General features: G+C 55.3%; 24 protein-coding genes. 5 read left to right on the top strand and 19 right to left on the bottom strand.

What is annotated here, in order from left to right; translation table 11 throughout:
* The first annotated feature begins 14 nt into the window (after window positions 1–14).
* Window positions 15–764: a hypothetical protein gene (locus tag ABEA08_RS16075; RefSeq protein WP_345336383.1), complete on the top strand. Its 750-nt coding sequence runs from the start codon at window positions 15–17 to the stop codon at window positions 762–764.
* 60 nt (window positions 765–824) lie between these two features.
* Here the strand turns inward: ABEA08_RS16075 and glmU are convergent, their stop codons facing one another.
* From glmU to rpmH, 19 genes are all read right to left on the bottom strand, one after another.
* A complete protein-coding gene (gene glmU / locus ABEA08_RS16070; protein WP_345336382.1) occupies window positions 825–2,186 on the bottom strand; it encodes a bifunctional UDP-N-acetylglucosamine diphosphorylase/glucosamine-1-phosphate N-acetyltransferase GlmU in 1,362 nt (453 codons plus the stop codon).
* Between the two features lie 143 nt (window positions 2,187–2,329).
* Window positions 2,330–2,758, bottom strand: a complete 429-nt coding sequence (locus ABEA08_RS16065; RefSeq protein ID WP_345336381.1) for a F0F1 ATP synthase subunit epsilon — start codon at window positions 2,756–2,758, stop codon at window positions 2,330–2,332.
* Window positions 2,759–2,773: 15 nt separating this feature from the next.
* Complete coding sequence (gene atpD / locus ABEA08_RS16060; RefSeq protein ID WP_345336380.1) at window positions 2,774–4,177, bottom strand: F0F1 ATP synthase subunit beta; 1,404 nt, start codon at window positions 4,175–4,177, stop codon at window positions 2,774–2,776.
* Between the two features lie 33 nt (window positions 4,178–4,210).
* Window positions 4,211–5,074, bottom strand: a complete 864-nt coding sequence (atpG, locus tag ABEA08_RS16055) for a F0F1 ATP synthase subunit gamma (RefSeq protein ID WP_345336379.1) — start codon at window positions 5,072–5,074, stop codon at window positions 4,211–4,213.
* Window positions 5,075–5,094: 20 nt separating this feature from the next.
* A complete protein-coding gene (gene atpA / locus ABEA08_RS16050; RefSeq protein ID WP_345336378.1) occupies window positions 5,095–6,636 on the bottom strand; it encodes a F0F1 ATP synthase subunit alpha in 1,542 nt (513 codons plus the stop codon).
* Window positions 6,637–6,651: 15 nt separating this feature from the next.
* Entirely contained in the window at window positions 6,652–7,188 is a 537-nt protein-coding gene (atpH, locus tag ABEA08_RS16045; protein WP_345336377.1) for a F0F1 ATP synthase subunit delta, read from the bottom strand.
* An 18-nt stretch (window positions 7,189–7,206) separates the two neighbouring features.
* On the bottom strand, window positions 7,207–7,677 hold the full coding sequence (gene atpF / locus ABEA08_RS16040) for a F0F1 ATP synthase subunit B (protein WP_345336376.1): 471 nt from the start codon (window positions 7,675–7,677) through the stop codon (window positions 7,207–7,209).
* Window positions 7,678–7,746: 69 nt separating this feature from the next.
* Entirely contained in the window at window positions 7,747–7,965 is a 219-nt protein-coding gene (gene atpE / locus ABEA08_RS16035; RefSeq protein ID WP_425557374.1) for a F0F1 ATP synthase subunit C, read from the bottom strand.
* A 50-nt stretch (window positions 7,966–8,015) separates the two neighbouring features.
* Window positions 8,016–8,840: a F0F1 ATP synthase subunit A gene (gene atpB, locus ABEA08_RS16030; protein ID WP_345336375.1), complete on the bottom strand. Its 825-nt coding sequence runs from the start codon at window positions 8,838–8,840 to the stop codon at window positions 8,016–8,018.
* A gap of 633 nt (window positions 8,841–9,473) precedes the next feature.
* Window positions 9,474–10,367 carry a ParB/RepB/Spo0J family partition protein gene (locus ABEA08_RS16025; RefSeq protein ID WP_345336374.1) on the bottom strand — a complete coding sequence of 298 codons (894 nt, stop codon included), beginning with the start codon at window positions 10,365–10,367 and terminating at the stop codon, window positions 9,474–9,476.
* A 16-nt stretch (window positions 10,368–10,383) separates the two neighbouring features.
* Entirely contained in the window at window positions 10,384–11,178 is a 795-nt protein-coding gene (locus ABEA08_RS16020; RefSeq protein WP_345336373.1) for a ParA family protein, read from the bottom strand.
* Window positions 11,179–11,197: 19 nt separating this feature from the next.
* Complete coding sequence (gene rsmG, locus ABEA08_RS16015) at window positions 11,198–11,818, bottom strand: 16S rRNA (guanine(527)-N(7))-methyltransferase RsmG (protein WP_345336372.1); 621 nt, start codon at window positions 11,816–11,818, stop codon at window positions 11,198–11,200.
* Window positions 11,819–11,906: 88 nt separating this feature from the next.
* Window positions 11,907–13,796, bottom strand: coding sequence for a tRNA uridine-5-carboxymethylaminomethyl(34) synthesis enzyme MnmG (gene mnmG / locus ABEA08_RS16010; RefSeq protein WP_345336371.1), 1,890 nt, complete (start codon window positions 13,794–13,796; stop codon window positions 11,907–11,909).
* A 432-nt stretch (window positions 13,797–14,228) separates the two neighbouring features.
* Window positions 14,229–14,663, bottom strand: coding sequence for a flavodoxin domain-containing protein (locus ABEA08_RS16005; protein WP_345336370.1), 435 nt, complete (start codon window positions 14,661–14,663; stop codon window positions 14,229–14,231).
* Between the two features lie 96 nt (window positions 14,664–14,759).
* On the bottom strand, window positions 14,760–16,127 hold the full coding sequence (gene mnmE, locus ABEA08_RS16000; protein ID WP_345336369.1) for a tRNA uridine-5-carboxymethylaminomethyl(34) synthesis GTPase MnmE: 1,368 nt from the start codon (window positions 16,125–16,127) through the stop codon (window positions 14,760–14,762).
* A 119-nt stretch (window positions 16,128–16,246) separates the two neighbouring features.
* Window positions 16,247–17,863, bottom strand: a complete 1,617-nt coding sequence (gene yidC, locus ABEA08_RS15995) for a membrane protein insertase YidC (protein ID WP_345336368.1) — start codon at window positions 17,861–17,863, stop codon at window positions 16,247–16,249.
* Between the two features lie 6 nt (window positions 17,864–17,869).
* Window positions 17,870–18,121, bottom strand: a complete 252-nt coding sequence (gene yidD / locus ABEA08_RS15990) for a membrane protein insertion efficiency factor YidD (RefSeq protein ID WP_345336367.1) — start codon at window positions 18,119–18,121, stop codon at window positions 17,870–17,872.
* Window positions 18,085–18,444 (bottom strand): ribonuclease P protein component, encoded by a 360-nt coding sequence (gene rnpA, locus ABEA08_RS15985; RefSeq protein WP_345336399.1) that lies wholly within the window; start codon window positions 18,442–18,444, stop codon window positions 18,085–18,087. Before rnpA ends, yidD begins: the two co-directional genes overlap by 37 nt.
* Window positions 18,445–18,465: 21 nt before the next feature.
* Window positions 18,466–18,600, bottom strand: a complete 135-nt coding sequence (gene rpmH / locus ABEA08_RS15980; RefSeq protein WP_013347301.1) for a 50S ribosomal protein L34 — start codon at window positions 18,598–18,600, stop codon at window positions 18,466–18,468.
* 447 nt (window positions 18,601–19,047) lie between these two features.
* Between rpmH and dnaA the strand changes: the two genes are divergently transcribed.
* The 4 genes from dnaA to gyrB are packed head-to-tail and all read left to right on the top strand — an operon-like array spanning window position 19,048 to window position 25,056.
* The gene (gene dnaA / locus ABEA08_RS15975; RefSeq protein WP_345336366.1) at window positions 19,048–20,442 is read left to right on the top strand and encodes a chromosomal replication initiator protein DnaA; all 1,395 of its coding nucleotides are present in this window, start codon (window positions 19,048–19,050) and stop codon (window positions 20,440–20,442) included.
* Between the two features lie 14 nt (window positions 20,443–20,456).
* On the top strand, window positions 20,457–21,557 hold the full coding sequence (gene dnaN / locus ABEA08_RS15970; protein ID WP_345336365.1) for a DNA polymerase III subunit beta: 1,101 nt from the start codon (window positions 20,457–20,459) through the stop codon (window positions 21,555–21,557).
* A complete protein-coding gene (gene recF / locus ABEA08_RS15965; protein ID WP_345336364.1) occupies window positions 21,557–22,618 on the top strand; it encodes a DNA replication/repair protein RecF in 1,062 nt (353 codons plus the stop codon). The genes dnaN and recF overlap by 1 nt, the downstream gene beginning before the upstream one ends.
* Before the next feature lie 20 nt (window positions 22,619–22,638).
* Complete coding sequence (gene gyrB / locus ABEA08_RS15960; RefSeq protein ID WP_345336363.1) at window positions 22,639–25,056, top strand: DNA topoisomerase (ATP-hydrolyzing) subunit B; 2,418 nt, start codon at window positions 22,639–22,641, stop codon at window positions 25,054–25,056.
* Window positions 25,057–25,313 lie beyond the last annotated feature (257 nt).

Below are 25,313 nucleotides of genomic sequence, written 5' to 3'. Positions count from 1 at the left end.
GCATCGAGGTACTTATGCTCAACATGACACATCGATGGGCTTTACTTCCATCGCTTCTGATCAGTGCACCACTGCTTGCCAGCGAGTGCCCAGTCGACCGCGTTATCGCGCACTACCAGATCCAACACACGCAGCAAACGAACAGCCAAGAGCATGAATTGCTGCTGGTTCGCAAAGGCGATCGGGTACTGCAGCGCTTTCTCCAAGCGCAGATCAGCGAGCTGTGGTTCCAGCAGCGCAATGGCCGGATCCGCCCGACGCGCTATTTTGATCAGCACCAGCGGGGGATCGAATACCAGGCGGCCGAGGTCAATCAAAACAACGCCCAACAGCTGTGGCAGGAGAAGCGTCAGTTAATAACCGGCGCTCAGCGTGATGCCATGACCCTGCTCAGTGACTCAGGTCAGGGCTGCAACCGACGCCAACGCTTTCATTGGCAAACGGGTAACAGCCAGGCGGAGCTGGAGTGGGCACCACATTCCCAGTTGCTGGTATCTTATCGCCTGCAGCACGGCTCAGAGTTCTGGCAGTATCAGCTGAAGTCGCATCAACACGATCGTGTTGCCGTCGACAATGAACTGTCGCAGCTCCAGCAGTATCCCACCGTGGACTATGCCGATGTCGGCGATATGGAAAACGATCCCTTCCTTGCCCAGATGATCAATCAGGGCTTTCTCCAGCATGGTGCCAGTGGTTTCTATAACGCCCAGGGTGAGTCTCTGGGCGCACAGCACAAGGATCACGATCACGATCACGCCCATTAGGGCGCAAAAACGACAAAGGGAAAGCCGGTGGCTTTCCCTTTATCTGCGCTCATAAACGGCTTACTTCTTTATCTTCACCGGACGCTGCCAGCCACTGATGTGACGTTGTTTGGTGCGGGTCAACACCAACTCACCTTCGCCGACGTCTTTGGTGATGGTCGAGCCAGCGGCAATGGTCGCCCCTTTGCCCACGGTCACCGGAGCCACCAGCTGGGTATCGGAGCCGACAAACACCTCATCTTCAATGACCGTCAGGTGCTTATTCGCCCCATCGTAGTTGCAGGTGATGGTACCGGCACCGATATTGACCTTCTCACCCACCTGCGCATCGCCGATGTAGGCCAGGTGATTGGCCTTGGAGCCCTTACCCAAACGCGCCTTCTTCATCTCAACGAAGTTGCCGATGTGGCTGTCGTGCACCAACTCGGCCCCCGGGCGCATGCGCGCGAACGGACCGGCACTGCAGATCTCACCGACGGTGGCGTTCTCAACGATGGTGTAAGGCTTTAGCACCGCGCCTTTGCCGATGTGGCAGTCCTTCAGCAGACAACCTGCGCCGATCTGCACATCGTCTTCGATGGTGACAGTGCCTTCGATGATCACATTCACATCGATGACGATGTCGTTGCCGTTGGTCAATGTGCCGCGCAGATCGAAACGGGCCGGATCGATCAGGGTCACACCGGACAACATCAACTGCTCTGCCGCGCGCGCCTGATAAGCCCGCTCCAGCGCGGACAACTGCAGCCGGTTGTTGGCGCCTTCCACCTCGATGGCGGTGTCCGGCTGGGCAGTTTCCACCCCACCCGCCGCAGCCGCCATGGCGATCACGTCGGTCAGGTAATACTCGCCCTGCGCGTTGTCGTTGGACAGGTTGGCCAACCACTGCTTCAGCGCCTTACCTGGCGCCACCAGAATGCCGGTGTTCACCTCTGTGATGGCCAGCTGCTCGGCATTGGCGTCCTTCTGCTCGACAATGGCGGTCACCTTGCCATTCTCTCGCACGATGCGGCCGTAACCGGTCGGGTTGTCCAACGTCACGGTCAGCAGACCGATGCCGTTTTCCGGCTGCACTGCCAGCAAGCGCTTGAGGGTGTCGGTCTGGATCAACGGCACATCGCCGTACAGCACCAACACCTGGCTATCGTCATCCCAGTTGCCGGACGCCATATCCACCGCATGGCCGGTGCCCAGCTGCTCAGCCTGCAGCGCCCACTCGACACTGTTATGGCCCAGAGCCGCTTGCAGTTGCTCGGCGCCGTGACCGTACACCAGGTGAGTGCGGGCCGGCGCCAGTGGCGCAGTCGCATCGATGACGTGTTGCACCATGGGCTTACCAGCAATAGGGTGCAGCACTTTTGGCAACGTCGACTTCATGCGAGTGCCCATCCCGGCTGCCAGGATCACGGTTTCCAGTTTCATGCGGTTATTCCTGATTTTTTCTGCGGGCCATTATAGCGAAGTGAAGATGAAATGCTGTGGGAGATCGCCCCGTTGGCCCTATCACTGACCATTAGGCATAAAAAAAGCACCGCCGAAGCAGTGCTTTTTTCAACAAGGCAGAGTTACTTGCCCAGACCTTTACGGATGGTTTCGATAACGCGCAGCTGCGCCAGGGCTTTTTCAAGCTCAATGGCGGCGGCATCATAATCGAAGTCCACGCCCGCGTTAGCGATACGCTCTTGCGCCGCACGCTTGGCTTCTCGGGCCGCTTCCGCGTCCAGATCTTCCGCACGAATGGCCACGTCAGCCATCACGGTAACGCCATCCGGTTGAACCTCTAGGATCCCGCCAGACAGATAGATTGTCTCAGCCTTACCGTGCTGTTTAACGATGCGAACCATACCGGGCTTGATGGCAGTCAGCAGTGGCACGTGCCCCGGCAGAATACCCAGCTCGCCTTCGGCGCCGGTGATCCGCAGAGATTCCACTAAGCCGGAGAACATCTTCTCCTGCGCGCTGACGACATCCAAGTGAACAGTCATAGCCATCACTTCCTCCCGGAAAGATTAAACGTTCTTGGCCTTTTCAACCGCTTCTTCGATGGTACCGACCATGTAGAACGCCTGCTCTGGCAGGTGATCGTACTCACCGGACAGAATGCCGGCGAAGCCACGGATGGTGTCCTTCAGGGAAACGTACTTACCCGGTGAACCGGTAAAGACTTCCGCAACGAAGAATGGCTGAGACAGGAAGCGTTCGATCTTACGGGCGCGGGTTACGGTTTGCTTGTCCTCTTCAGACAGCTCATCCATACCCAGGATCGCAATGATGTCCTTCAGCTCTTTGTAGCGCTGCAGAACGGTCTGAACGCCACGAGCCACGTCGTAGTGCTCCTGACCGATCACCAGTGGATCCAGCTGACGAGAGCTGGAATCCAGTGGATCGATCGCCGGGTAGATCCCCCGGGCCGCAATATCACGGCTCAGTACAACTTTCGCATCCAAGTGAGCGAAGGTGGTCGCTGGCGATGGATCGGTCAAGTCATCCGCAGGTACGTATACCGCCTGAACAGAAGTAATGGAGCCTTTCTTGGTGGAGGTAATACGCTCCTGCAAGACACCCATCTCTTCCGCCAGAGTCGGCTGGTAACCTACCGCTGAAGGCATACGGCCCAACAGTGCAGATACCTCAGTACCGGCCAAGGTGTAACGGTAGATGTTGTCCACGAACAACAGTACGTCACGACCTTCGTCACGGAACTTCTCGGCCATGGTCAGGCCGGTCAGAGCAACACGCAGACGGTTGCCTGGTGGCTCATTCATCTGGCCGTAAACCATCGCTACTTTCGATTGGGCTTTGTCATCCAGGTTTACAACACCGGACTCCGCCATCTCGTAGTAGAAATCGTTACCTTCACGGGTACGCTCACCCACACCGGCAAACACGGACAGGCCCGAGTGTGCCTTAGCGATGTTGTTGATAAGCTCCATCATGTTGACGGTCTTACCCACACCTGCGCCACCGAACAGACCGATCTTACCGCCCTTAGCGAACGGACAAACCAGGTCAATAACCTTTACGCCGGTTTCCAACAATTCGGTCGCGGAAGATTGCTCTTCATAGCTTGGCGCTTCGCGGTGGATAACCCACTGCTCGTCTTCACCAATTTCGCCACACTCATCGATGGGGTCGCCCAGTACGTTCATGATGCGACCCAGGGTCGCGGTACCTACTGGAACCTTGATGCCGCTGCCGGTGTTGGTGGCAACCAACCCACGACGCAGACCTTCTGACGCACCCATTGCGATGGTACGAACCACGCCGCCGCCCAACTGCTGCTGAACTTCCAGCACCAGCTTCTGACCATCGTTGTCGATGTTCAGCGCGTCGTAGATCTGTGGTACGGCGTCTTGTGGAAACTCCACATCAACGACCGCACCGATCACCTGTACAACTGTACCTGTGCTCATGATTAATCCTCTGATTCTGTCTTAACCGTTGCCTTAAACCGCTGCGGCACCGGCACAAATCTCACCCAGTTCCTGCGTAATTGCAGCCTGACGAGCCTTGTTGTACACCAGTTGCAGATCGTCGATCAGATCACCTGCGTTATCGGTTGCGGCTTTCATCGCAACCATACGCGCGGCCTGCTCGGACGCCACATTTTCGACCACCCCCTGATACACCACGGACTCGACGTAACGAACCAAGATCTGCTTCAGCAGAGGCTTTGGATCGTCCGGCTCATACACATAGTCCCAGCAGTGGGTTTTGTCGGCCGTTTCGGCTTTGGGTAACGGCAGCAGCTGATCGATCACCGGATCCTGTTTCATGGTGTTGACGAACTTGTTGTACACCACGTACAGACGATCCAGCTTGCCCTCATCGTAGGCATCCAACATCACTTTGACGGAGCCGATCAAGTCGGCCAGGCTTGGCTCATCGCCGAGTCCGGACGCCTGAGCGACCATTTCATTGCCAAAGTTTTGGAAGAACTGGCAAGCCTTAGAGCCGACGGCAGCGTACTGCACCTCAACCCCTTTGGCTTTCCAATCTGTGGCGGAGAGCATCACCTGCTTAAACAGGTTGATGTTCAAACCGCCACACAGGCCACGATCGGTGGATACAACGATGTATCCAACCTTCTTAGCCTCGCGTTCGACCATGTAAGGATGCTTGTATTCGAGAGAACCCTGCGCCATGTGACCGATCACCTTGCGCATGCTGTCTGCATAGGGACGACTGGCATTCATGCGCTCTTGCGCACGACGCATCTTGGATGCGGCCACCATCTCCATGGCAGAAGTGATCTTCTGAGTGTTTTTCACACTGCCGATCTTGGAACGGATCTCTTTAGCACCAGCCATCTCTTACTCTCCTTTACCTGTTACCAGGTTTGAGTCGCTACGAACTGATCCAAAGCTGCTTTGAGCTGACCTTCGATGTCGGAGTTGTAGTCTCCAGTCTCGTTGATCTGCTTCATCAGTTCGGCCTGTTCGCTGCTCATGTAGGACAGCAGAGCGGCTTCAAACGCGCCGACCTTGGCAACCGGGATGGACTTCAAGAAGCCCTTATCCGCTGCAAAGATGGAGACAGCCTGATCGGCTACGCTCATCGGTGCGTATTGATTCTGCTTCATCAGTTCGGTAACGCGCTCACCATGCTCCAACTGGGCACGGGTAGCATCATCCAGATCGGATGAGAACTGGGCGAAAGCCGCCAGTTCACGGTACTGAGACAGTGCGGTACGGATACCACCGGACAGCTTCTTGATGATCTTAGTCTGGGCTGCGCCACCAACACGGGATACGGAGATCCCTGGGTTTACCGCAGGACGCAGGCCGGCGTTAAACATGTCGGTTTCCAAGAAGATCTGACCATCGGTAATGGAAATTACGTTGGTCGGTACGAAGGCTGACACGTCACCCGCTTGGGTTTCGATGATCGGCAGTGCGGTCAAAGAACCGGTCTGGCCTTTCACTTCGCCGTTGGTGAACTTCTCTACGTACGCCGCGTTCACACGAGAGGCGCGCTCCAGCAGACGGGAGTGGAGATAGAAAACGTCACCTGGGTAGGCTTCACGGCCCGGTGGACGACGCAGCAGCAACGAGATCTGACGGTAGGCAACCGCCTGCTTGGACAGATCATCGTAAACGATCAGCGCGTCTTCACCACGGTCACGGAAGTATTCACCCATGGAGCAACCGGAGTACGGCGCCAGGTACTGCAGCGCAGCCGCTTCAGAAGCGGAGGCCACAACCACGATGGTGTTCTTCAGTGCGTCATGCTCTTCCAGCTTACGTACAACGTTCGCTACGGTAGAGGCTTTCTGACCAATCGCCACGTAGACGCTCTTAATACCAGAGTCGCGCTGGTTGATGATCGCATCCAGTGCCAGAGCCGATTTACCGGTTTCACGGTCACCAATGATCAGCTCACGCTGACCACGGCCGATTGGGATCATGGCATCGACAGACTTATAGCCAGTCTGAACCGGCTGGGAAACACCTTCACGCTCAATTACGCCAGGGGCGATCACTTCAACAGGGGAGAAACCATCGTTTTCGATGGGTCCTTTACCGTCGATGGGCTCACCCAGGGTGTTAACCACACGACCCAACAGACCACGGCCAACTGGAACTTCCAGAATACGACCGGTGGACTTAACTTTTGCGCCTTCCGCCAGATCGGCGTAAGGGCCCATTACAACTGCACCCACGGAGTCACGCTCCAGGTTCAGTGCAATGGCAAATCGATTACCAGGAAGCTCGATCATCTCGCCCTGCATCACATCGGCTAGGCCGTGGATGCGGACGATACCATCGCTTACAGAAACGATGGTGCCTTCGTTTCGAGCTTCACTGACAACATTGAACTGCTCAATACGGCTCTTGATCAGTTCACTGATTTCAGTGGAATTCAGTTGCATGCTCAAATCCCCTAATTAGGATTGCAGCTTATCGGTCAGGCGGCTTAGCTTGCCCCGAACCGACCCGTCGATAACCGTATCACCACAAGTAATGGTGACACCGGCGATCAGCTCCGGGTTTACGCTACAGTTCAGCGCCACTTTACGTGGTGCAAAACGCTGTTCCAAAGACGCTACAATTTTCGCCTGTTGCTCTTCAGTCAGTGCTACCGCAGACACCACGTCTGCGGAGATCACCTTCTGCCACTCATCGCGCATCTGCGCGAATTGGGTCGCAACGGCTGGTAGCGTCACCAGGCGTCCATTTTCTGCCATCACCTTCACCAGGTTCTGGCCATGCTCGTCGAGCTGCTCGCCACCGATCTTGATAAAGATCTCAGCCAGCTGCTCCGCTTGCAGTTGACCGGACATCAGTTCCACTACGGTGTCATTTACCGCAATTTCCGCCAGGAATCCCAGCATCTGTGCCCAGTTATCAACCGCTTGCTTCTCAACGGCAAAATCGAAAGCGGCTTTGGCGTAAGGGCGAGCAACAGTGGTCAGTTCAGACATTTAGCCCTCTCCCTATGCTTACAGCTCTGCAGCCAGCTTGTCGACGATGTCGCTATGCGCGTCGGCATCAATGGTACGCTCAAGGATCTTCTCTGCACCCGCTACTGCTAACACAGCAACTTGGGCGCGCAGATCATCCCGTGCACGGTTTCGTTCAGCTTCGATCTCAGCTTCGCCTTGGGCGATGATCTTGGCGCGGACCACTTCGGCTTCCGCCTTAGCTTCCTCGACAATCCCAACGCCACGTTTGTTGGCCTGCTCGACGATTTCCGACGCTTGCTCTTTCGCTTGTTTGATTTTTTCAGCCGCGTTTTGCTGCGCCAGATCCAAATCTTTGCTGGCGCGGTCTGCGCTGGCCAAGCCATCGGCAATCGTCTTCTGTCGTTCTTCAATGGCAGCCATTAATGGCGGCCATACAAACTTCATGCAGAACCAGACGAAGAGGATAAAGGCGATAAGCTGACCGATTAAGGTCGCGTTGATACTCACAACGGCATCTCCTTTTTAATCCAATTCAAGCTTTGCGGTTGCAAAGCCCATCTCAGTGGACCGGGTGCCTTATGCGAACAGCATGTACATGCCGATACCCACACCGATCATCGGTACGGCATCCAGCAGACCAGCGATGATGAACATCTTGGTTTGCAGAGTCGGCGCCATTTCAGGCTGACGGGCACAGGCTTCCAGGAATTTACCGCCCAACAGGCCAAAACCGATAGCAGTACTCAGAGCACAGATGCCGATCAGAAAAGCAACAGCGAAATAGGTGGTTTCCATGAATGTCTCCAGATAATTAAGCTTGAACTAACAATTAATAAAACAGTGTCTTAGTGGTCTTCACTTGCCATGCTGAGATACACGATCGTCAGCATCATAAAGATGAAGGCCTGTAGCAGGATCACCAGGATGTGGAAGATTGCCCACAAAAGGTGCAATACCACGCCCAAGGACCCAATCACCACACCGCCGCTGTACACAATGGCGATGAGGATAAAGATCAATTCACCCGCGTAGAGGTTACCGAACAGACGAAGCGACAGAGATACTGGCTTCGCAAACAAGGTGACCGTCTCGAGGACAAAGTTGAAGGGGATCATTACTGGGTGGTTGAACGGATGGAGGGTCAACTCCTTAGTAAACCCTTTCAGCCCTTTCACACGAATACTGGTGCCAATCACGATCAGCAAGACGCCAATCGCCATCGCTGCGGTAATGTTCAAGTCCGTCGTAGGAACGATCTTGAAGTACTCCGCACCTGTGGTACGCATAATCAGTTCGGGGATGAAATCCACTGGGATCAAATCCATCAGGTTCATCAGGAATACCCAGACGAAGATGGTTAGAGCCAGCGGAGCAACGAGTTTATTGCGACCGTGGAAGGCCTCCTTAACGGAGCTATCCACAAATTCCACCACCATTTCCACAAAGCATTGCAACTTACCGGGAACACCGGTAGTCGCTTTCTTCGCAACGGAGCGGAACAGCCACAAGAAGAGGACGCCCAGGCCAACCGAGAACAGCAATGAATCGACATGCCAAGTCCAGAACCCGGCGTCCTTACAGGCGTAGTTCCAACCGATACCGGTATCGGTTGCACAAGCCTGCAGATTCGTCAGGTGATGCTGGATGTATTCCTTTGGAGTAGCAGCCATTATTCATCTCATTTGTTTTTGTTGAAAAAACAAAGTTGCTGCCCAATGTGCGGCCCTAGCGATGCATACATGTCACATCGTTGGATCGCACCATGGTTAGCATCAGCTTTATCGAACTCACGCGGACGAAACCCCGTTCCAGCCGCTGCTGCAGTCATTGCTAACTACAACTGTGAAATCGATATAAATCCGGAGTTTAGGTGAAACATATTTGCTGTTTTATGCAGCAGAACAGGTACACCCAATACCGGTGCACGTAGCCTACCCCAGTCATCGACAAAGTGACAACCAGAGGACAAGAAAGTCGGAAAACCGCCAGTTCCTTTGGCAAGCACACGGCTCAGCCAAATAGGGTCATGTGCTCCGTGCATTTTGTAGGTGTCGACCGTTAAAAGTGCCAACGCCCGCAAAAATCAAGCGAAAGTATACCGGCTTAACCGCCTGATGCAACCAAGCAATCGCTGCCAAAGCGCCCAACGACGCACAGAACGCTGCCTTTTTGAGATGTGCGCAATTTCAGAATGAAACAGAATGAGATCTAGGTTGGGATAGACCAAAAAGTACACGGATATAGCGGCATTTACATGCGTACATGTAGTAAAAAAACGAAAAAAAGGGCCCTGGGGGCCCGAATTAATTTATTTCTGTGTCTGGCGCTATTTTGACCAAGATCCCATCCAGCTGATCCAGATCCTGATAGCTGATCACCAGCTTGCCTTTGCCTTTCCTGCCGTGATTGATCGCCACCTCTGCGCCCAAACGCTGAGTTAACCGCTCCGCCAAGCGGCTAATATCCGGATCGGGCAGGGCGCTTAGCTTCGGTGCTGGTGGAGTCTGAACCTTTTGGATCAACCTTTCCGTATCCCGCACAGTGAGCCCCTTGGCCACGACCTGACGGGCGATCAAGGTTTGTTCATCACCGCTCAAGGCCAGCAAAGCCCGAGCGTGCCCCATCTCCAGATCGCCGTGCTCAAGCAGGGTCTTCACCTCGTCATTGAGGTTATTGAGGCGGAGCAGGTTGGTCACCGTGGTGCGCGATTTGCCCACCGCTTCGGCCACCTGAACGTGGGTTAACTCAAATTCGTCGGTGAGTCGCTTGAGTGCGATCGCCTCCTCCATGGCGTTGAGATCTTCGCGCTGGATGTTTTCGATCAAGGCGATGGCCACGGCGGCGTTATCATCCACGTTCTTAAGCAAACATGGGACGGTGTTGAGCCCCGCCATCTGCGATGCGCGCCAGCGGCGCTCCCCGGCAATGATCTCATAGCGATCCCCGGCGAGTTGCCGCACCACAATCGGCTGGATCACCCCTTGCGCGCGAATGGAGGCGGCCAGCTCCTCCAGTGCCTCATGCGACATGTCACGGCGAGGCTGATATTGCCCGGGGCGCAGACTGGTGACGGGTAACTGAGCCAAGCCCGACTCAGGGGTTTGCGTTTCATTGGGCTGAGCCGCTTGGGCGACGGATTGGCTGCCACCGAGCAGGGCGTCCAGCCCTTTACCCAGTCCTCGTTTCTTCGCAGACATCGAATTCCTCTTAATCTTATTCGGTTTCAAGCGAGGTGATCTGGGCCGACTCCTGTCGACGCAACATCTCTCCGGCTAACGCCAGATAGGCTTTCGCGCCGGCACTGCTTTTGTCGTAATACATGGCGGGCGCACCAAAACTGGGCGCTTCGGCCAGCCGCACATTACGCGGGATCACGGTTCGGTACACTTTATCAGCAAAATGCTGCTTAAGTTGATCCGAAACGTCATTGGCCAATCGGTTGCGCGGATCGTACATGGTGCGCAAGATCCCTTCGATCTCCAGCTTGGGATTCACCAGCTGCGCCAGTTGGCCGATGGTGTCCATCAATGCGGTCAAGCCTTCCAGTGCGTAATACTCACACTGCATCGGGATCACGACCGCATCGGCTGCCGCCAGGGCGTTGACCGTCAAGAGGTTCAAGGACGGTGGGCAATCGATGAAGATATAATCGTATTGATCCCGCACCGGCTCCAGCGCATTGCGCAGACGAACCTCTCGGGCAAATACCTCCATCAGCTTGATCTCAGCTGCGGTGACATCGCCATTGGCGGCCACCAGATGGAATTTGCCCGAGGTGTCGGTTTCGATCACCTCGGCGGCGGGGCACTGATCCACCAACAGATCGTACGCGGTCCGCTCGACAGCGTATTTATCAACCCCACTGCCCATGGTGGCATTGCCTTGCGGATCGAGATCGATCAACAACACGCGACGACGCGTCGCAGCCATGGACGCCGCCAGATTGATGCTGGTGGTGGTTTTACCGACGCCGCCTTTCTGATTGGCAATCGCTATGATTTTGGCCACAAACTCTCTCCACAACCGGTTATTGGGCTTTGACGATCACCAGGTGACGCTGTGCATCCAAGCCAGGAACCTGCAGCTCAACGGTATGATCGAGCTGCAAACCTGCGGGGATCTGCTCCAGCTCAGCGGGATCCAATACGCCTTTCAAGGCGTAAAAGCGACCATCCGCCGCCGGCAGATGATGGCACCAGCTCAGCATATCCTGCAATGAGGCGAAAGCGCGACTCAAAACCCCATCAAAACCCGGTTCAGGCTGATACGCCTCGACCCGACTCTCTACGGCGGTGACATTGGTCAGCCCCAGCTTATGGATCACGGTACGAATAAAACGGATCCGCTTGCCCAGGCTGTCCAGCAATACAAACTCTTTGTCCGGATTGCAAATGGCCAAAGGCAGGCCGGGTAGGCCAGGGCCGGTACCGACGTCAATAAAACGTTGGCCCTCTAACTGAGGGCCAACCACAATACTGTCCATGATATGACGCACCAACATCTCCTTCGGATCACGCACCGAAGTGAGGTTGTACGCCTTATTCCACTTATCCAATAAACCCACCAACTCGATCAATTGCGCTTGTTGTTCAGCGGAGATGGTCAGTTCGGATTGGTTGATCAGGGTTTGTAAGCGTTGAGCGAGCACAACAGCTGTCCTCGTTATGAAGTCAATAGGGCATTATGAGGCCGCCAACGGAGCAAGAAAAGCCCCGCTGGCGGATCGATGGAGAAGATCAGGCGCTTTTGCGCAGCAGACCCTGTTTTTTCAGATAGACCAGCAGCAGGGAGATGGCGGCTGGGGTCACACCGGAGATCCGCGACGCACTGCCGATGGTTTCCGGTTTATGCTCGACCAATTTGGCCATCACCTCATTGGAGAGTCCTTTGACCAGGCTGTAATCCAACTCCAATGGCAGCAGGGTGGTCTCATGGCGACGGGCTTTTTCGATCTCGTCCTTCTGGCGCTCGATGTAACCGGCGTATTTGATCTGGATCTCCACCTGCTCAGCAGCGCGGGGATCTTCCAGCGCCGGTCCCAGCGACTCAACCGCCATCAACTGGCCATAGCTCATCTCCGGTCGGCGGATCAGATCTTCCAGGTTGGCCTCACGAGCCAGCGGTGATTTCAGCTGCGGGTTGAGCAACTCGGCCTCAGCGCTGTCTTTTTGCACCCAGGTGCTGCGCATGCGCTGACGCTCTTGCTCGATGGATTCCAGCTTCTCGCTGAATTTGGCCCAGCGGTCGTCGTCCACCAAGCCCATCTCACGGCCTTTCTCGGTCAAGCGCAGATCCGCATTGTCTTCGCGCAGCAGCAAACGATACTCCGCGCGCGAGGTGAACATGCGATACGGTTCCTGCGTCCCCAGCGTCGACAGGTCGTCGACCAGCACGCCCAGATAGGCTTCGTCACGACGCGGAGCCCAAGCGTCGTCACCACGGCACTGGCGCGCCGCATTGAGGCCGGCAAGCAAGCCTTGCGCCCCGGCTTCTTCGTAGCCGGTGGTGCCATTGATCTGACCCGCAAAGAACAAACCATCGATGAACTTGCTCTCCAGCGAGGCTTTGAGATCGCGCGGATCGAAGTAATCGTACTCGATGGCATAGCCAGGACGCAGGATCCGCGCCTGTTCAAACCCGGGGATCGAATGCACCATGGCGATCTGCACATCGTAGGGCAATGAGGTTGAGATCCCATTGGGATAGATCTCAATGCTGTTAAGACCCTCAGGCTCAACAAAGATCTGATGCGAATTCTTATCGGCAAACCGCATGATCTTATCTTCCACCGATGGGCAGTAGCGTGGACCGATACCATCAATAACGCCGGTGTACAGCGGACTGCGGGCTAAGCCGGAGCGAATAATATCGTGGGTTCGCTCGTTGGTGTGGGTGATGTAACAGGAGATCTGTTGCGGTTGCATGCTGCGCTCGCCGATGTAGGACATCAACGGCGTCGGGTTGTCCCCGGCTTGCTCTTGCATGACCGAGAAGTTCAATGAGCGTGCATCCAGCCGTGCCGGTGTACCGGTTTTGAGTCGATCCATGCGAAATGGCATTTCACGTAGACGCTGTGCCAATGCAACCGCATTGGTATCGCCGATCCGGCCGCCACCGTAGTTTTCCATACCGATGTGGATCTTACCGTCGAGGAAGGTACCGACCGTCAACACCACGGTTGTGGCGCTAAAGCGGATCCCAGCATCGGTGATCACCCCGGCGATCCGATCTTGATCTAGGATCAGATCGTTTACGCCTTGCTGGAAGATCTGCAGATCCTTTTGAGCAAAAAGGATCTGCTGGATCGCATTGCGGTACAGGGCACGATCCGCTTGCGCTCGTGTGGCGCGAACGGCGGGGCCTTTCGACGCGTTCAGGGTGCGAAATTGGATCCCGGCTTGATCAGTGGCCAGCGCCATTGCGCCACCTAAGGCATCGATCTCTTTCACCAGGTGGCCTTTGCCGATCCCACCGATCGCTGGATTACAGGACATCTGCCCTAGAGTGTCTAGGTTATGGGTGAGCAATAGGGTTTTAGAACCGGTCCTGGCGCTGGCCAGAGCCGCTTCGGTGCCCGCATGGCCGCCGCCTACAACGATGACGTCAAAATGTTCTTGTGCCTGCATAGGTCATTTACCCCGAACGGTGGTGGATCGAAAAAGCGCTGCATTCTATCACCGCTTTCCTCTGTTAGAAAGATTACTAATTAACCAATCCTAGAGCTTTAGATCTTTAAGTATTAAAAGATCTTTTTAAAGATCCTTTGTTGTTTTATCTATTACTGGAGGCGATCTTTGTGGGTAAGCCTATTTTCACCTCATTTATCAGTGCTTTAAGTGCGATCGCAAGCTGTGATCTATTGCCGATCAAAAGGATCGGAGCCGGTGGATAGATCGGGATCTTATGCACAGGGGCGATCGTAAAAAAGATCACACTCTGAATAATATCCAGGTTAACCACAGTTAGATCCAAGTTTATGCACATGAGCCTGTGATCAAAAGCCAAAACTGTGGGTATCTGCAATGATCCTGTGATCAAACTGCGATCGAACGGTCGATCTAGATCCTTTGGATCCAGCTTTCCAGCCAGCTTAGTGCTTGATCTTCAGGGAGATCCATATGTTGTACATCGATCCGGATCTTATCCACAAAGGCGATCGCGCCGTTGGATCGCAATGGCATTTCCAGCAGATCGAGTGCGCCGCAGAAGGTGTCGTAACTGGAATCACCGATCCCGCATAACGCGTACTGGATCCCGTTTAGGCTTGGCTGTGTGGCTAGCCATTGGTGGGTTTTAACCAGATTTTCCGGCAATTCGCCGGCACCGTGGGTGGAGGTCACGACCAGCCAGAGGGGACAAGAGAGCAAGATCTCCGCCTGTGGATCGAGGCAGTAGATCACCTCGTGACCGGCATTTTCCAGCACGGGTAGCAGTTCATCGGCGACCGCTTCGGCGCCGCCCATGGTGGTTCCTATGATCAGTGCGATCTTCATATGGTGTTCCTGAAAGGCTGTTTGATGGCCCGATTATAGGGGCTTGGAAGACAAAAAAGCCCGCAGACAGCGGGCTTTTATATGGAAAGTCGGGGGTTACTTGCCAATGCAGAATGAGGAGAAGATCCGGCCCAACAGATCGTCCGAGCTGAATTCGCCGGTGATCTCGGCCAGGGCATGTTGGGCCAAGCGGAGCTCTTCTGCCAGTAATTCACCGGCGTGGAAGATCAACAGTTGCTCTTCGCCTTGCTCAAGGTGCTGCGCTGCCAGTGCGAGGGCTTGTAGGTGGCGCTGGCGGGCGATGAAGCCGCCTTCCGCCGTGCCCTGATAGCCCATACAGTCTTTGAGATGCGCCTTGAGGGCGTCGACGCCTTCGCCGGTTCGTGCCGATAGGCGGAACAGGGGGAGGGCATCGCGTTCGCTTTCGCCGAGCGCTTCACCGGTGAGATCGGCCTTGTTGCGGATGATGGATAAGCCCATCCCCTCGGGCAGACGGTGAATGAACTCCGGCCAGATCGCTTCGGGAGCGGTGGCGTCGGTATCGGTGCCATCGACCATCAGTAGGACGCGATCGGCTTGTTCGATCTCGCTCCAGGCGCGCTCGATGCCGATCCGCTCCACCTCATCGGAGGCCTCACGTAAGCCTGCGGTATCGATGATATGCAGCGGCATGCCGTCGATGTGAATGTGTTCGCGCAGGACATCGCGGGTGGTACCGGCGATGTCGGTGACGATGGCGGACTCACGGCCAGCCAGGGCGTTAAGCAGGCTGGATTTACCGGCATTGGGACGGCCGGCGATCACCACCTTCATGCCTTCACGGATCAGGGCCCCTTGCTGGGCGCTGCGCTGCACGGCATCCAGATGCGCTTTAACCCCGCAGAGATCGGCAGCGATGCGGCCGTCGGCAAGAAAATCGATCTCCTCTTCCGGGAAGTCAATGGCGGCCTCGACGTAGATCCGCAGTCGGGTTAACTGCTCCACCAAGTCGTGGATCTTGGCCGAGAAGTCCCCCTGCAGTGAGTGCATGGCACTGCGGACGGCTTGCTCAGAGCTGGCTTCGATCAGATCAGCAATGGCCTCAGCCTGGGTCAGATCCATCTTATCGTTGAGAAAGGCGCGCTCGGAAAACTCACCGGGACGCGCAGTGCGTACGCCGGGGTGGGTCAGGATCTGGCGGATCAGCATGTCGATCACGAACGGGCCGCCGTGACCCTGGAGCTCCAGTACATCTTCGCCAGTGAACGAGTGGGGGGCCTTAAACATCAGGGCGATCCCCTGATCCAGCACCTCGCCTTGATCATCCTTAAAAGGCAGGTATTCCGCATAGCGGGTTTTCGGCACTCGGCCGAGCATTGCCGTGGCGATCTGCTCGGCCAGTGGGCCGGAGACGCGGACGATGCCAACGCCGCCCCGTCCGGGCGCGGTGGCCTGGGCCACAATGGTGTCGTTGTGATCGGTCATAATTATCTCGAAGGATTTTTTGCCAAGTGTAACCGCTTCCGTCACAGATGGCAGAGCGGTGGGTACATTCACCCATAAAAAAGGCGGCCCGAAGGCCGCCTCTTGCGATCAATCAAGGATCATTTCAGACCTTGTGCATCCAACTGGCGATAGATGATCACCTGTTGGGCGATCGACACCAGGTTACCCACCAGCCAGTACAGAACCAGACCGGATGGGAAGAAAAGGAAGAAGAAGGTGAACATCACCGGCATGTACTGCATGATCTTCTGCTGCATCGGATCCATGGTGGCCATGGTCGGCTGCATCTTCTGCATGGCGAACATGGAGGCACCCATCAACAGCGGCAGGATGAAGTACGGGTCTTTTTGCGACAAGTCAGTGATCCAGCCGAAGAACGGCGCGTGACGCAGATCGACCGATTCCAGCAATACCCAGTAGAACGCAATGAAGAATGGGAACTGAACCAGCAGGGGCAGACAGCCACCCATCGGGTTCACTTTCTCTTTCTTATACAACTCCATCATCGCTTGGCTCATGCGCTGACGATCGTCGCCGAAGCGCTCTTTCATGTCAGCCAGCTTCGGCTGCAGTTTGCGCATCTTGGCCATGGAGGTGTACTGCGCTTTGGTCAGCGGGTACATAAAGCCACGGATCAGCAGGGTCATCAGGATGATGGCGATACCCCAGTTGCCAACCATGGACTGCAGGAACATCAATACCGCGTTCAGTGGCTGGGCTAGGAACCATAACCAACCGTAATCGACGGTCAGGTTGAGGGTCGGGGATAAGGCCGACAGCGCTTCCTGATCTTTCGGGCCGACATAGAATGTCGCACCAATGGTCTTGGTGTTGTCCGGTGCGATGATGTGGCTGGCCTGCTTCGCGCCGATAATGGCTTCGTTGCCATTGACCATGCGGGTGTACAGCTCGTTGCGCTCGTCGGCGGCGGGCACCCAAGCGGACACAAAGTAGTGCTCCAGCATGGCGATCCAGCCACCTTCGGTCAGAACGGTCAGGTTGTTCTTGCCGATCTTGTCGAAGCTGTATTTTTCATAGCGGCTGTCAGCGGTGCTGTAGGCGGAACCACGGTAAGTCGGCATAAACATGCTGCCTTCTTTTTTCCCTGTGGTTTGCTTGAGCTGAGTAAACAACTGCACCTGCGCGTTTTGGCCGCTGGTGTTGTTGATCACGTACTCGACCCGGACATCATAATGGCCGCGGGTAAAGGTGAAGCGCTTTTCAAATTCGATGCCGTTGGCGTCGGTGAAGCTCAGCGGAACGACCAGTGTGTCTTGGCCGGCAGCCAGCTCAAATTGCTCTGCACTGGCAGCAAAAACAGGACGCTGCTGGCTGTCCGGTCCTTGGGCGCCAATCAAGCCACTTTGGGCGATGTAGCTATGCGCTGGGGTGTTGTCCAGAATGGTCAGGGCCTCTTCACCCCCTTGCTCTACCTTATAGTTAGGCAGGGCAGCTTGGATGATGTCACCACCGACGGTGTTGATCATCAGATCCAGGGTGTCAGTGCGGACACTGATCAGGCTGGCGTTGGCGCTGGTGGCCTGTGACGGTACTTCACCTGATTGGCTGGACTGAGGTACGTCGGCACTAGTGGCGTCCAGGCTGGCGACCGGGCGGGTGTCGACCGGTGGATTCTGATCAGTTTGCCATGCTTGCCACATCATGTAGCTAACAAACAACAATCCGACCAGGATTAAATTGCGTTGTGATTCCATAAGTTATCAGTCTCTGCCTTGTTTGGCTTTGGGGACCGGATCGTGGCCACCCGGGTGCAAAGGGTGACATTTTAGTATGCGTGCGATGGCTAACCAACACCCATAAATCGCGCCGTGAGCGGAAAGTGCTTCCACGGCATACTGTGAGCAACTTGGCGTAAATCGACAGCGAGGCAGCAACATAGGGCTGATCCACCGTTGATAGCCGCGAACCAATCCTATCAGGACTCGTTGCAGCGGCGAGAAAGTTTGCGCCATAGTTTTTCAGTCAGCTTATGTAAGGCGGCATTATCCAGCTCATCGACCCCTTTTTTCGCGATCACCACGATATCGACCGCAGGCAATTGGTGTTGCTGCAGGCGGAAGCTATCACGAACAACACGCTTGATGCGGTTTCGACGACAGGCTTTTTTGACGTGTTTTTTGGCGACCGTTAAGCCGAGGCGAGGGTGATCGTGACCATTAGGTATGGCCAGCAGAGTCAACTGGGGAGAGGCAGCCCTTACAGGGTTTGCGAAGACGGGTTTGAAATCGCCAGGAGTTAGCAGACGTAACTCCCGGCTGAAGGTGTATCGCACCAGAGAGGCGCTATGCATAATGAATTATGCAGACAGGCGAGCGCGGCCTTTGGCGCGACGACGAGCCAGTACCTGACGACCGTTTTTAGTGGCCATGCGGGCACGGAAACCGTGGTTACGCTTACGCTTCAGTACGCTCGGTTGAAAAGTACGTTTCATAGCTTTTTACCGTATTCAGTTAACTGTACAGATTAACTTTAGACGCCAGTATCGCCACAAGCAGAGCTTGGTCGACAGCATGGCGGTTCAAAAAGAGGCCGAATTTTAATAAAAAACGACCACCACCGTCAATCTAAATTGCAGTGTTTTTATTCTAGCGGCGAATTTTCCCAGTTCTTGTGGATAAAACTGTGGATCTACCACTAGATATGGACAGCCGGATCGCGATCGGATCCGGCTGCGCCGATTATAAAGATCTCTTCGATCGCTTTCCAGCCCTTGTGGCATCAGCGTTTGCCGAAACCGATCCATTTGATCCTGCGATCCGATCGGATTGAACGATCTTGGATCGGATCTGGGGATAACCTGCGTGGAGCTATGGTGATCGGGCTGCAACAAGAGTAAAATCAGGCCCCTTGAGTGTTTATTTGTTTGGGGAAGATCGCGGTGAGTGTACCGATTTGGCAGCGCTGTGTAGCGTCGCTCCAAGAGGAGTTGCCGGCACAACAGTTCAGTATGTGGATCCGGCCGCTGCAGTCAGAGTTGATCGGCGATACGCTGGTTTTGTATGCGCCAAATCGCTTTGTGCTGGATTGGGTTCGCGACAAGTATCTCAATCAGATCACGATGTTTCTTCATCAGGAGTTGGGCGATCAGGCCCCGACTCTGCAATTTGATATCGGCAGTAAGCCGGAAGCCCGGCCTAAGGTGGCCATGGGCGAATCGACGCGTCCCCAACACGGGAGCGTTGCCCCGCCGCAGGCTTCGTTTCAACGGCCTGAGCCGGCTCCGGCCGCCGCTCCGCCCAGCGCCAGCGGCCCGAGAACCAATATTAATCTTAATTATCAGTTTGATAACTTCGTCGAAGGTAAATCAAACCAGTTGGCGCGTGCGGCGGCGACTCAGGTAGCTGATAACCCAGGTGGTGCCTATAACCCGCTGTTTCTATATGGCGGAACCGGTTTGGGCAAGACCCACTTGCTGCATGCGGTGGGCAATGGGATCCGCAAGAACAAACCCAATGCGAAAGTGGTGTACATGCACTCCGAGCGTTTTGTTCAGGACATGGTGAAAGCCCTGCAGAACAACGCGATCGCCGAGTTTAAGCGCTACTACCGCAGTGTGGATGCATTGTTGATCGATGACATTCAGTTCTTTGCCAATAAGGATCGATCCCAGGAAGAGTTTTTCCACACCTTTAATGCGTTGCTTGAAGGCAATCACCAGATCATCTTGACCTCGGATCGCTATCCGAAAGAGATCGATGGGGTGGAGGATCGGCTAAAGTCTCGCTTTGGTTGGGGTTTGACCGTGGCGATCGAGCCGCCGGAGCTGGAAACCCGAGTGGCGATCCTGATGCGTAAGGCACAAGAGAGCAACATTCATCTGCCGGATGAGGTGGCCTTCTTTATCGCCAAGCGATTGCGCTCGAATGTGCGGGAGCTTGAGGGGGCATTGAACCGGGTGATGGCTAACGCCAACTTCACCGGCCGTCCAATCACCATCGATTTTGTTCGCGAAGCGTTACGGGATCTCTTGGCGCTGCAGGAAAAGCTGGTTACGATTGATAATATTCAGAAAACCGTTGCTGAATATTACAAGATCAAGGTGGCAGATCTGCTCTCGAAGCGTCGTTCACGCTCTGTGGCGAGACCTCGACAGGTGGCCATGGCGCTGGCGAAAGAGTTGACCAACCACAGCTTGCCGGAGATCGGTGATGCCTTTGGTGGGCGTGATCACACCACGGTGCTGCATGCGTGTCGCAAGATCGAGCAGCTGCGTGAAGAGAGCCATGACATCAAAGAAGACTACGCCAACCTGATCCGAACTTTGTCTTCCTGATAGGGTGAGACCCAATGCTATTTACTATTACCCGGGACGCGCTGTTTAAGCCGTTACAACTGGTGTCCGGTGCGGTTGAACGCCGTCACAATCTGCCGATCCTGGCCAATGTGCTGTTGGATGTCAGTGGCGATCTGCTCAAGATCACCGGTACCGATCTGGAGGTCGAGCTGATCGGCCAGGTCGCACTGGAAGGGGAGATCCGCCCTGGGCGTACCACTGTGCCGGCGCGCAAGTTTCTGGATATCTGTAAGAGTCTGCCGGACGGTGATCTGATCCGCATTGAGCAGCAGGAAAATCGCTTGTTGATCCGTTGTGGTCGCAGCCGCTTCTCGCTGGCGACGCTGCCGGCCGAAGAGTTTCCCGATCTGGGGGATTGGCAGGGGGAGTTGCAGTTCACTTTGCCTCAGGGTGTGCTCAAATCGCTGATCGAATCGACCCAATTCTCCATGGCGCACCAGGATGTCCGTTATTACCTCAATGGCATGTTGTTTGAGACCGAGGGCAATGTGCTGCGGACGGTATCGACCGATGGCCATCGCTTGGCGGTCAGTCGTCGTAGCATTGAGGCCACATTGCCAGAAAAGCAGGTGATCGTACCGCGCAAAGGGGTGGTGGAGTTGGCCCGCTTATTCGAAGATGAGGCGGCCGAGATCACCCTGTGCATTGGTGACTCCAGCATCCGGGCGGTTACCAAAGACGCGATCTTCACCTCTAAGTTGGTGGATGGCCGCTTCCCGGATTACCGTCGAGTCTTGCCTAAGGATGGTGACAAGGTGGTGATCGCCCAGCGTGATCTGCTCAAACAGGCCTTTGCTCGTGCGTCCATCCTGTCGAATGAGAAGTTCCGTGGTGTTCGTTTGTTGCTGGAAAACAACAAGCTCACTATCACTGCGAACAACCCAGAGCAGGAAGAGGCCGAAGAGGTGCTGGATATCGAGTATGGCTACCAGGATCTGGAGATCGGTTTCAACGTCTCTTATGTTCTGGACGTGCTCAACGCACTCAAACAGGATTCGGTTAAGCTGACGCTGGGAGGCCCCAACAGCAGCGCCCTGTTTGAGAATGGCGAGAACGACGAATCACTCTATGTGGTGATGCCGATGCGGTTGTAATGGCCCTTTCACGCCTTCAAATACATCACTTTCGAAATATTGAGACCGCCAGCCTAGAGCCCGCTGCCGGTCTCAATTTGATCTACGGCGACAACGGCAGCGGCAAAACCAGTGTGCTTGAGGCGATCTGGTATCTGAGTCTGGGCCGATCGTTTCGGACGCATCTGGCCCAACGCGTGATCCAGTATGAGCAGCCGCAATTTACCTTGTTTACCCGTCTAAGCGAGGGCGATCGACTGGGGATCCAGCGTCAGCGAGACGGCGACAACGATGTGCGGATCAACGGCGAGCGCCCTCAGCGTATTTCCGATCTGGCGGCCCGGCTGCCACTGCAGCTGATCAGTCCGGAAAGCTTTGCATTGCTGCTCGATGGCCCAAAGGCGCGGCGAGAGTTTATCGATTGGGGCGCCTTCCATGCCGATCCTCAATTTATCGGCGTTTGGAGTCGGTATCGACGCCTGCTCAAGCAACGAAACCAATTGCTGAAACAGAAGGCGCCACAGCGTCAGATCGCCGTCTGGGACAGCCAGATGGCGCACTATGGAGACTGGCTAACCCGACTGCGAAGTGATTGGGTAAATTCGTTAAATGGCGCGTTGGAGGGTATAATAAGTCAGTTTTTACCCGATGTGCCGATCCGGGTCAGTTTTAGTCAAGGATGGGATGCAAGAACGCCCTTGGAGTTGCTACTAAGCCAAGGCTTAGAGCGGGATATTCAATTGGGTTATACGGTCTCAGGTCCCCATAAGGCGGATCTGCGTCTCAGGGTAGAAAAATTGCCAGCGCAGGACAATCTGTCCCGCGGTCAGCTCAAGTTGCTGGTTTGTGCGTTGAAGATCGCACAAGGTCAGGTGCTTGGGCAGCAACAGCATAGGGGTTGTCTCTACTTAGTGGACGATTTGGCGTCGGAACTGGATAAGGATCGACGCACCTTGTTGTTGCAGCAATTACAGAAAACCGGCAGCCAGGTGTTTGTCTCGGCCATTGAGCCGGCGCAGCTGGCGATGGTGCCCTGGGACAAGACGTTCCACGTGGAACAGGGTCGGATAACGGAACAGTAAGATTAATCAGAGACAGGCGAATGGCAGAAAACAGCTACGATTCCTCGAGTATTAAGGTCCTTAAAGGCCTCGACGCAGTACGTAAGCGTCCGGGTATGTACATCGGTGATACCGATGATGGCACCGGTCTGCACCACATGGTGTTCGAGGTGGTGGATAACTCCATCGATGAAGCCTTGGCCGGTCACTGTAATGACATCGTGATCACCATCCATACCGATGGCTCACTGTCAGTTAAGGATGATGGCCGAGGTGTTCCGGTAGACATCCATGAAGAAGAGGGTGTCTCCGCCGCGCAGGTGATCATGACCGTGCTGCACGCCGGTGGTAAGTTCGATGACAACTCCTACAAGGTTTCCGGCGGCCTGCACGGTGTGGGTGTGTCTGTGGTTAACGCCTTGTCCGATAAGCTGGAGCTGACCGTTCGACGTCAAGGCCATGTTCACGAGCAAACCTATCACTTGGGTGAGCCAGAAGCACCGATGAAGGTGGTTGGGGATACCGATAGAACCGGGACGGATATCCGTTTTTGGCCAAGTCCTACCATCTTCTCCGATGTGACCTTCCATTACGATATCCTGGCCAAGCGGGTTCGTGAGCTGTCCTTCCTGAACTCGGGCGTGTCGATCCGTTTGGTGGATGAGCGTGATGGTAAGGAAGAGCACTTCTGCTACGAGGGTGGGATCCAGGCCTTCGTTGAGTTCCTTAATACCAACAAAACGGCGATCAACCCGAACATCTTCTACTTCAATACTGAGCGGGAAGATGGCACTGCGGTTGAGATCGCGATGCAGTGGAACGATGGATTCCAAGAAAACATCTACTGCTTTACCAACAACATCCCTCAGCGCGATGGCGGTACCCACTTAGCGGGCTTCCGGGCTTCATTGACGCGTACCCTCAATACCTATATGGAAAAAGAGGGCTACAGCAAGAAAGCCAAGACTTCGGCTTCCGGCGATGATGCGCGTGAGGGCCTGACGGCGGTGATCTCGGTCAAGGTACCGGATCCTAAGTTCTCCTCTCAGACCAAAGATAAGCTGGTCTCCTCCGAGGTAAAAACCGCGGTTGAGCAGGCGATGGGTGAGAAGCTGGCAGAGTATCTGCTGGAAAACCCAAGCGAAGCCAAAGTCGTGGTGAACAAGATCATCGATGCGGCCCGTGCTCGTGAAGCGGCGCGTAAAGCGCGTGAGATGACCCGCCGTAAGGGCGCGTTGGATCTGGCCGGTCTGCCGGGCAAGTTGGCGGATTGTCAGGAAAAAGACCCAGGTAAATCCGAACTCTACATTGTGGAGGGTGATTCTGCGGGCGGCTCCGCCAAGCAGGGGCGGAACCGTAAGAATCAGGCGATCTTGCCACTGAAGGGTAAGATCCTAAACGTTGAGAAAGCCCGCTTCGATAAGATGCTCTCTTCCCAGGAAGTGGCCACGCTTATCACGGCGTTGGGCTGTGGCATCGGCCGAGATGAGTACGATCCGGAGAAGACCCGCTACCACAACATCATCATCATGACCGATGCGGATGTCGACGGCTCCCACATTAGGACCTTGCTGTTGACCTTCTTCTATCGCCAGATGGCTGAGTTGATCGAGCGTGGCTTTATCTACATTGCACAGCCACCTCTGTACAAGGTGAAGAAGGGCAAGCAGGAGCGCTACATCAAGGATGAACCCGCTCTGACCGAGTACCTGACAACTTTGGCCCTAGACAATGCGGCACTGCACGTTAATGCAGAAGCGCCGGGGATCGGTGGTGAGCAGCTGGAGCGTTTGGTGTATCAGTTCCGCGATGTGGAGCAGGTGGTAGAACGTCAAAGCCGTCGCTTCCCTATCAGCTTGTTGAAGCAACTGGTGTACACCACGGCGATCACCGAAGCCGAATTGAAAGATAAGGCGTCGATGACCCAATGGACCGAAGGTCTGGTGGACAGCCTGAATGAGCTGGATCTCGAAGGTGCCAGCTATCGCTGGGAGCTGGAGGAGGAGAGCGAGCGCGGCATGTGGCTGCCTAAGCTGATCCTGCGTCAGCATGGTGTTGAGTCGGATTATGTCCTGACCTACGACTTCTTCCATTCGAGCGATTATGCCAAGATCGTTGCGCTGTTTGGTGCCTTGGCTGATCTGCTGGAAGAGGGCGCTTACATTCGTCGTGGTGAGCGTCGCTTGTCGGTGACCAACTTTGAGCAGGCGCTTGAGTGGCTGATCAAGGAGTCCAAGCGAGGCCTGTACATCCAGCGCTATAAAGGGCTGGGTGAGATGAACCCAGACCAATTGTGGGAAACCACGATGGATCCGGAAACTCGCCGCATGCTGCAGGTCACCATTGAGGATGCGATCGGCGCGGATCAATTGTTCAATACCCTGATGGGTGATCAAGTCGAGCCTCGCCGTGAGTTTATCGAGCGCAACGCGCTGGCGGTGGCAAACCTAGACGTTTGATCTAAGGCCAAGCTAGAAGAAGGGCAGCCACAGGGCTGCCCTTTTTTCATCCTCTCTTCGGGACGACCTGAATACATCGGCGATCCACCGGCATGTTTCACGTGGAACATGTGCTATCCGCTATCCGCTATCCGCTATCCGCTATCCGCTATCCGCTATCCGCTATCCGCTATCCGCTATCCGCTATCCGCTATCCGCTATCCGCTATCCGCTATCCGCTATCCGCTATCCGCTATCCACTATCAGCAGCAATTGAA

The sequence above is a fragment of the Ferrimonas pelagia genome (assembly GCF_039543565.1).
GTDB classification, from domain to species: Bacteria; Pseudomonadota; Gammaproteobacteria; order Enterobacterales; family Shewanellaceae; genus Ferrimonas; species Ferrimonas pelagia.
This window is presented reverse-complemented; position numbering and strand designations above follow the sequence as displayed.

Coding starts and splice junctions, on each gene's coding strand:
- ABEA08_RS16075 (WP_345336383.1), top strand. CDS start 15: ATGCTCAACATGACACATCGATGGGCTTTACTTCCATCGCTTCTGATC.
- glmU (WP_345336382.1), bottom strand. CDS start 2,186: ATGAAACTGGAAACCGTGATCCTGGCAGCCGGGATGGGCACTCGCATG.
- atpD (WP_345336380.1), bottom strand. CDS start 4,177: ATGAGCACAGGTACAGTTGTACAGGTGATCGGTGCGGTCGTTGATGTG.
- atpG (WP_345336379.1), bottom strand. CDS start 5,074: ATGGCTGGTGCTAAAGAGATCCGTTCCAAGATCGGCAGTGTGAAAAAC.
- atpA (WP_345336378.1), bottom strand. CDS start 6,636: ATGCAACTGAATTCCACTGAAATCAGTGAACTGATCAAGAGCCGTATT.
- atpH (WP_345336377.1), bottom strand. CDS start 7,188: ATGTCTGAACTGACCACTGTTGCTCGCCCTTACGCCAAAGCCGCTTTC.
- atpE (WP_425557374.1), bottom strand. CDS start 7,965: ATGGAAACCACCTATTTCGCTGTTGCTTTTCTGATCGGCATCTGTGCT.
- atpB (WP_345336375.1), bottom strand. CDS start 8,840: ATGGCTGCTACTCCAAAGGAATACATCCAGCATCACCTGACGAATCTG.
- ABEA08_RS16025 (WP_345336374.1), bottom strand. CDS start 10,367: ATGTCTGCGAAGAAACGAGGACTGGGTAAAGGGCTGGACGCCCTGCTC.
- mnmG (WP_345336371.1), bottom strand. CDS start 13,796: ATGCAGGCACAAGAACATTTTGACGTCATCGTTGTAGGCGGCGGCCAT.
- ABEA08_RS16005 (WP_345336370.1), bottom strand. CDS start 14,663: ATGAAGATCGCACTGATCATAGGAACCACCATGGGCGGCGCCGAAGCG.
- mnmE (WP_345336369.1), bottom strand. CDS start 16,127: ATGACCGATCACAACGACACCATTGTGGCCCAGGCCACCGCGCCCGGA.
- yidC (WP_345336368.1), bottom strand. CDS start 17,863: ATGGAATCACAACGCAATTTAATCCTGGTCGGATTGTTGTTTGTTAGC.
- yidD (WP_345336367.1), bottom strand. CDS start 18,121: ATGGCGCAAACTTTCTCGCCGCTGCAACGAGTCCTGATAGGATTGGTT.
- rpmH (WP_013347301.1), bottom strand. CDS start 18,600: ATGAAACGTACTTTTCAACCGAGCGTACTGAAGCGTAAGCGTAACCAC.
- dnaN (WP_345336365.1), top strand. CDS start 20,457: ATGCTATTTACTATTACCCGGGACGCGCTGTTTAAGCCGTTACAACTG.
- recF (WP_345336364.1), top strand. CDS start 21,557: ATGGCCCTTTCACGCCTTCAAATACATCACTTTCGAAATATTGAGACC.
- gyrB (WP_345336363.1), top strand. CDS start 22,639: ATGGCAGAAAACAGCTACGATTCCTCGAGTATTAAGGTCCTTAAAGGC.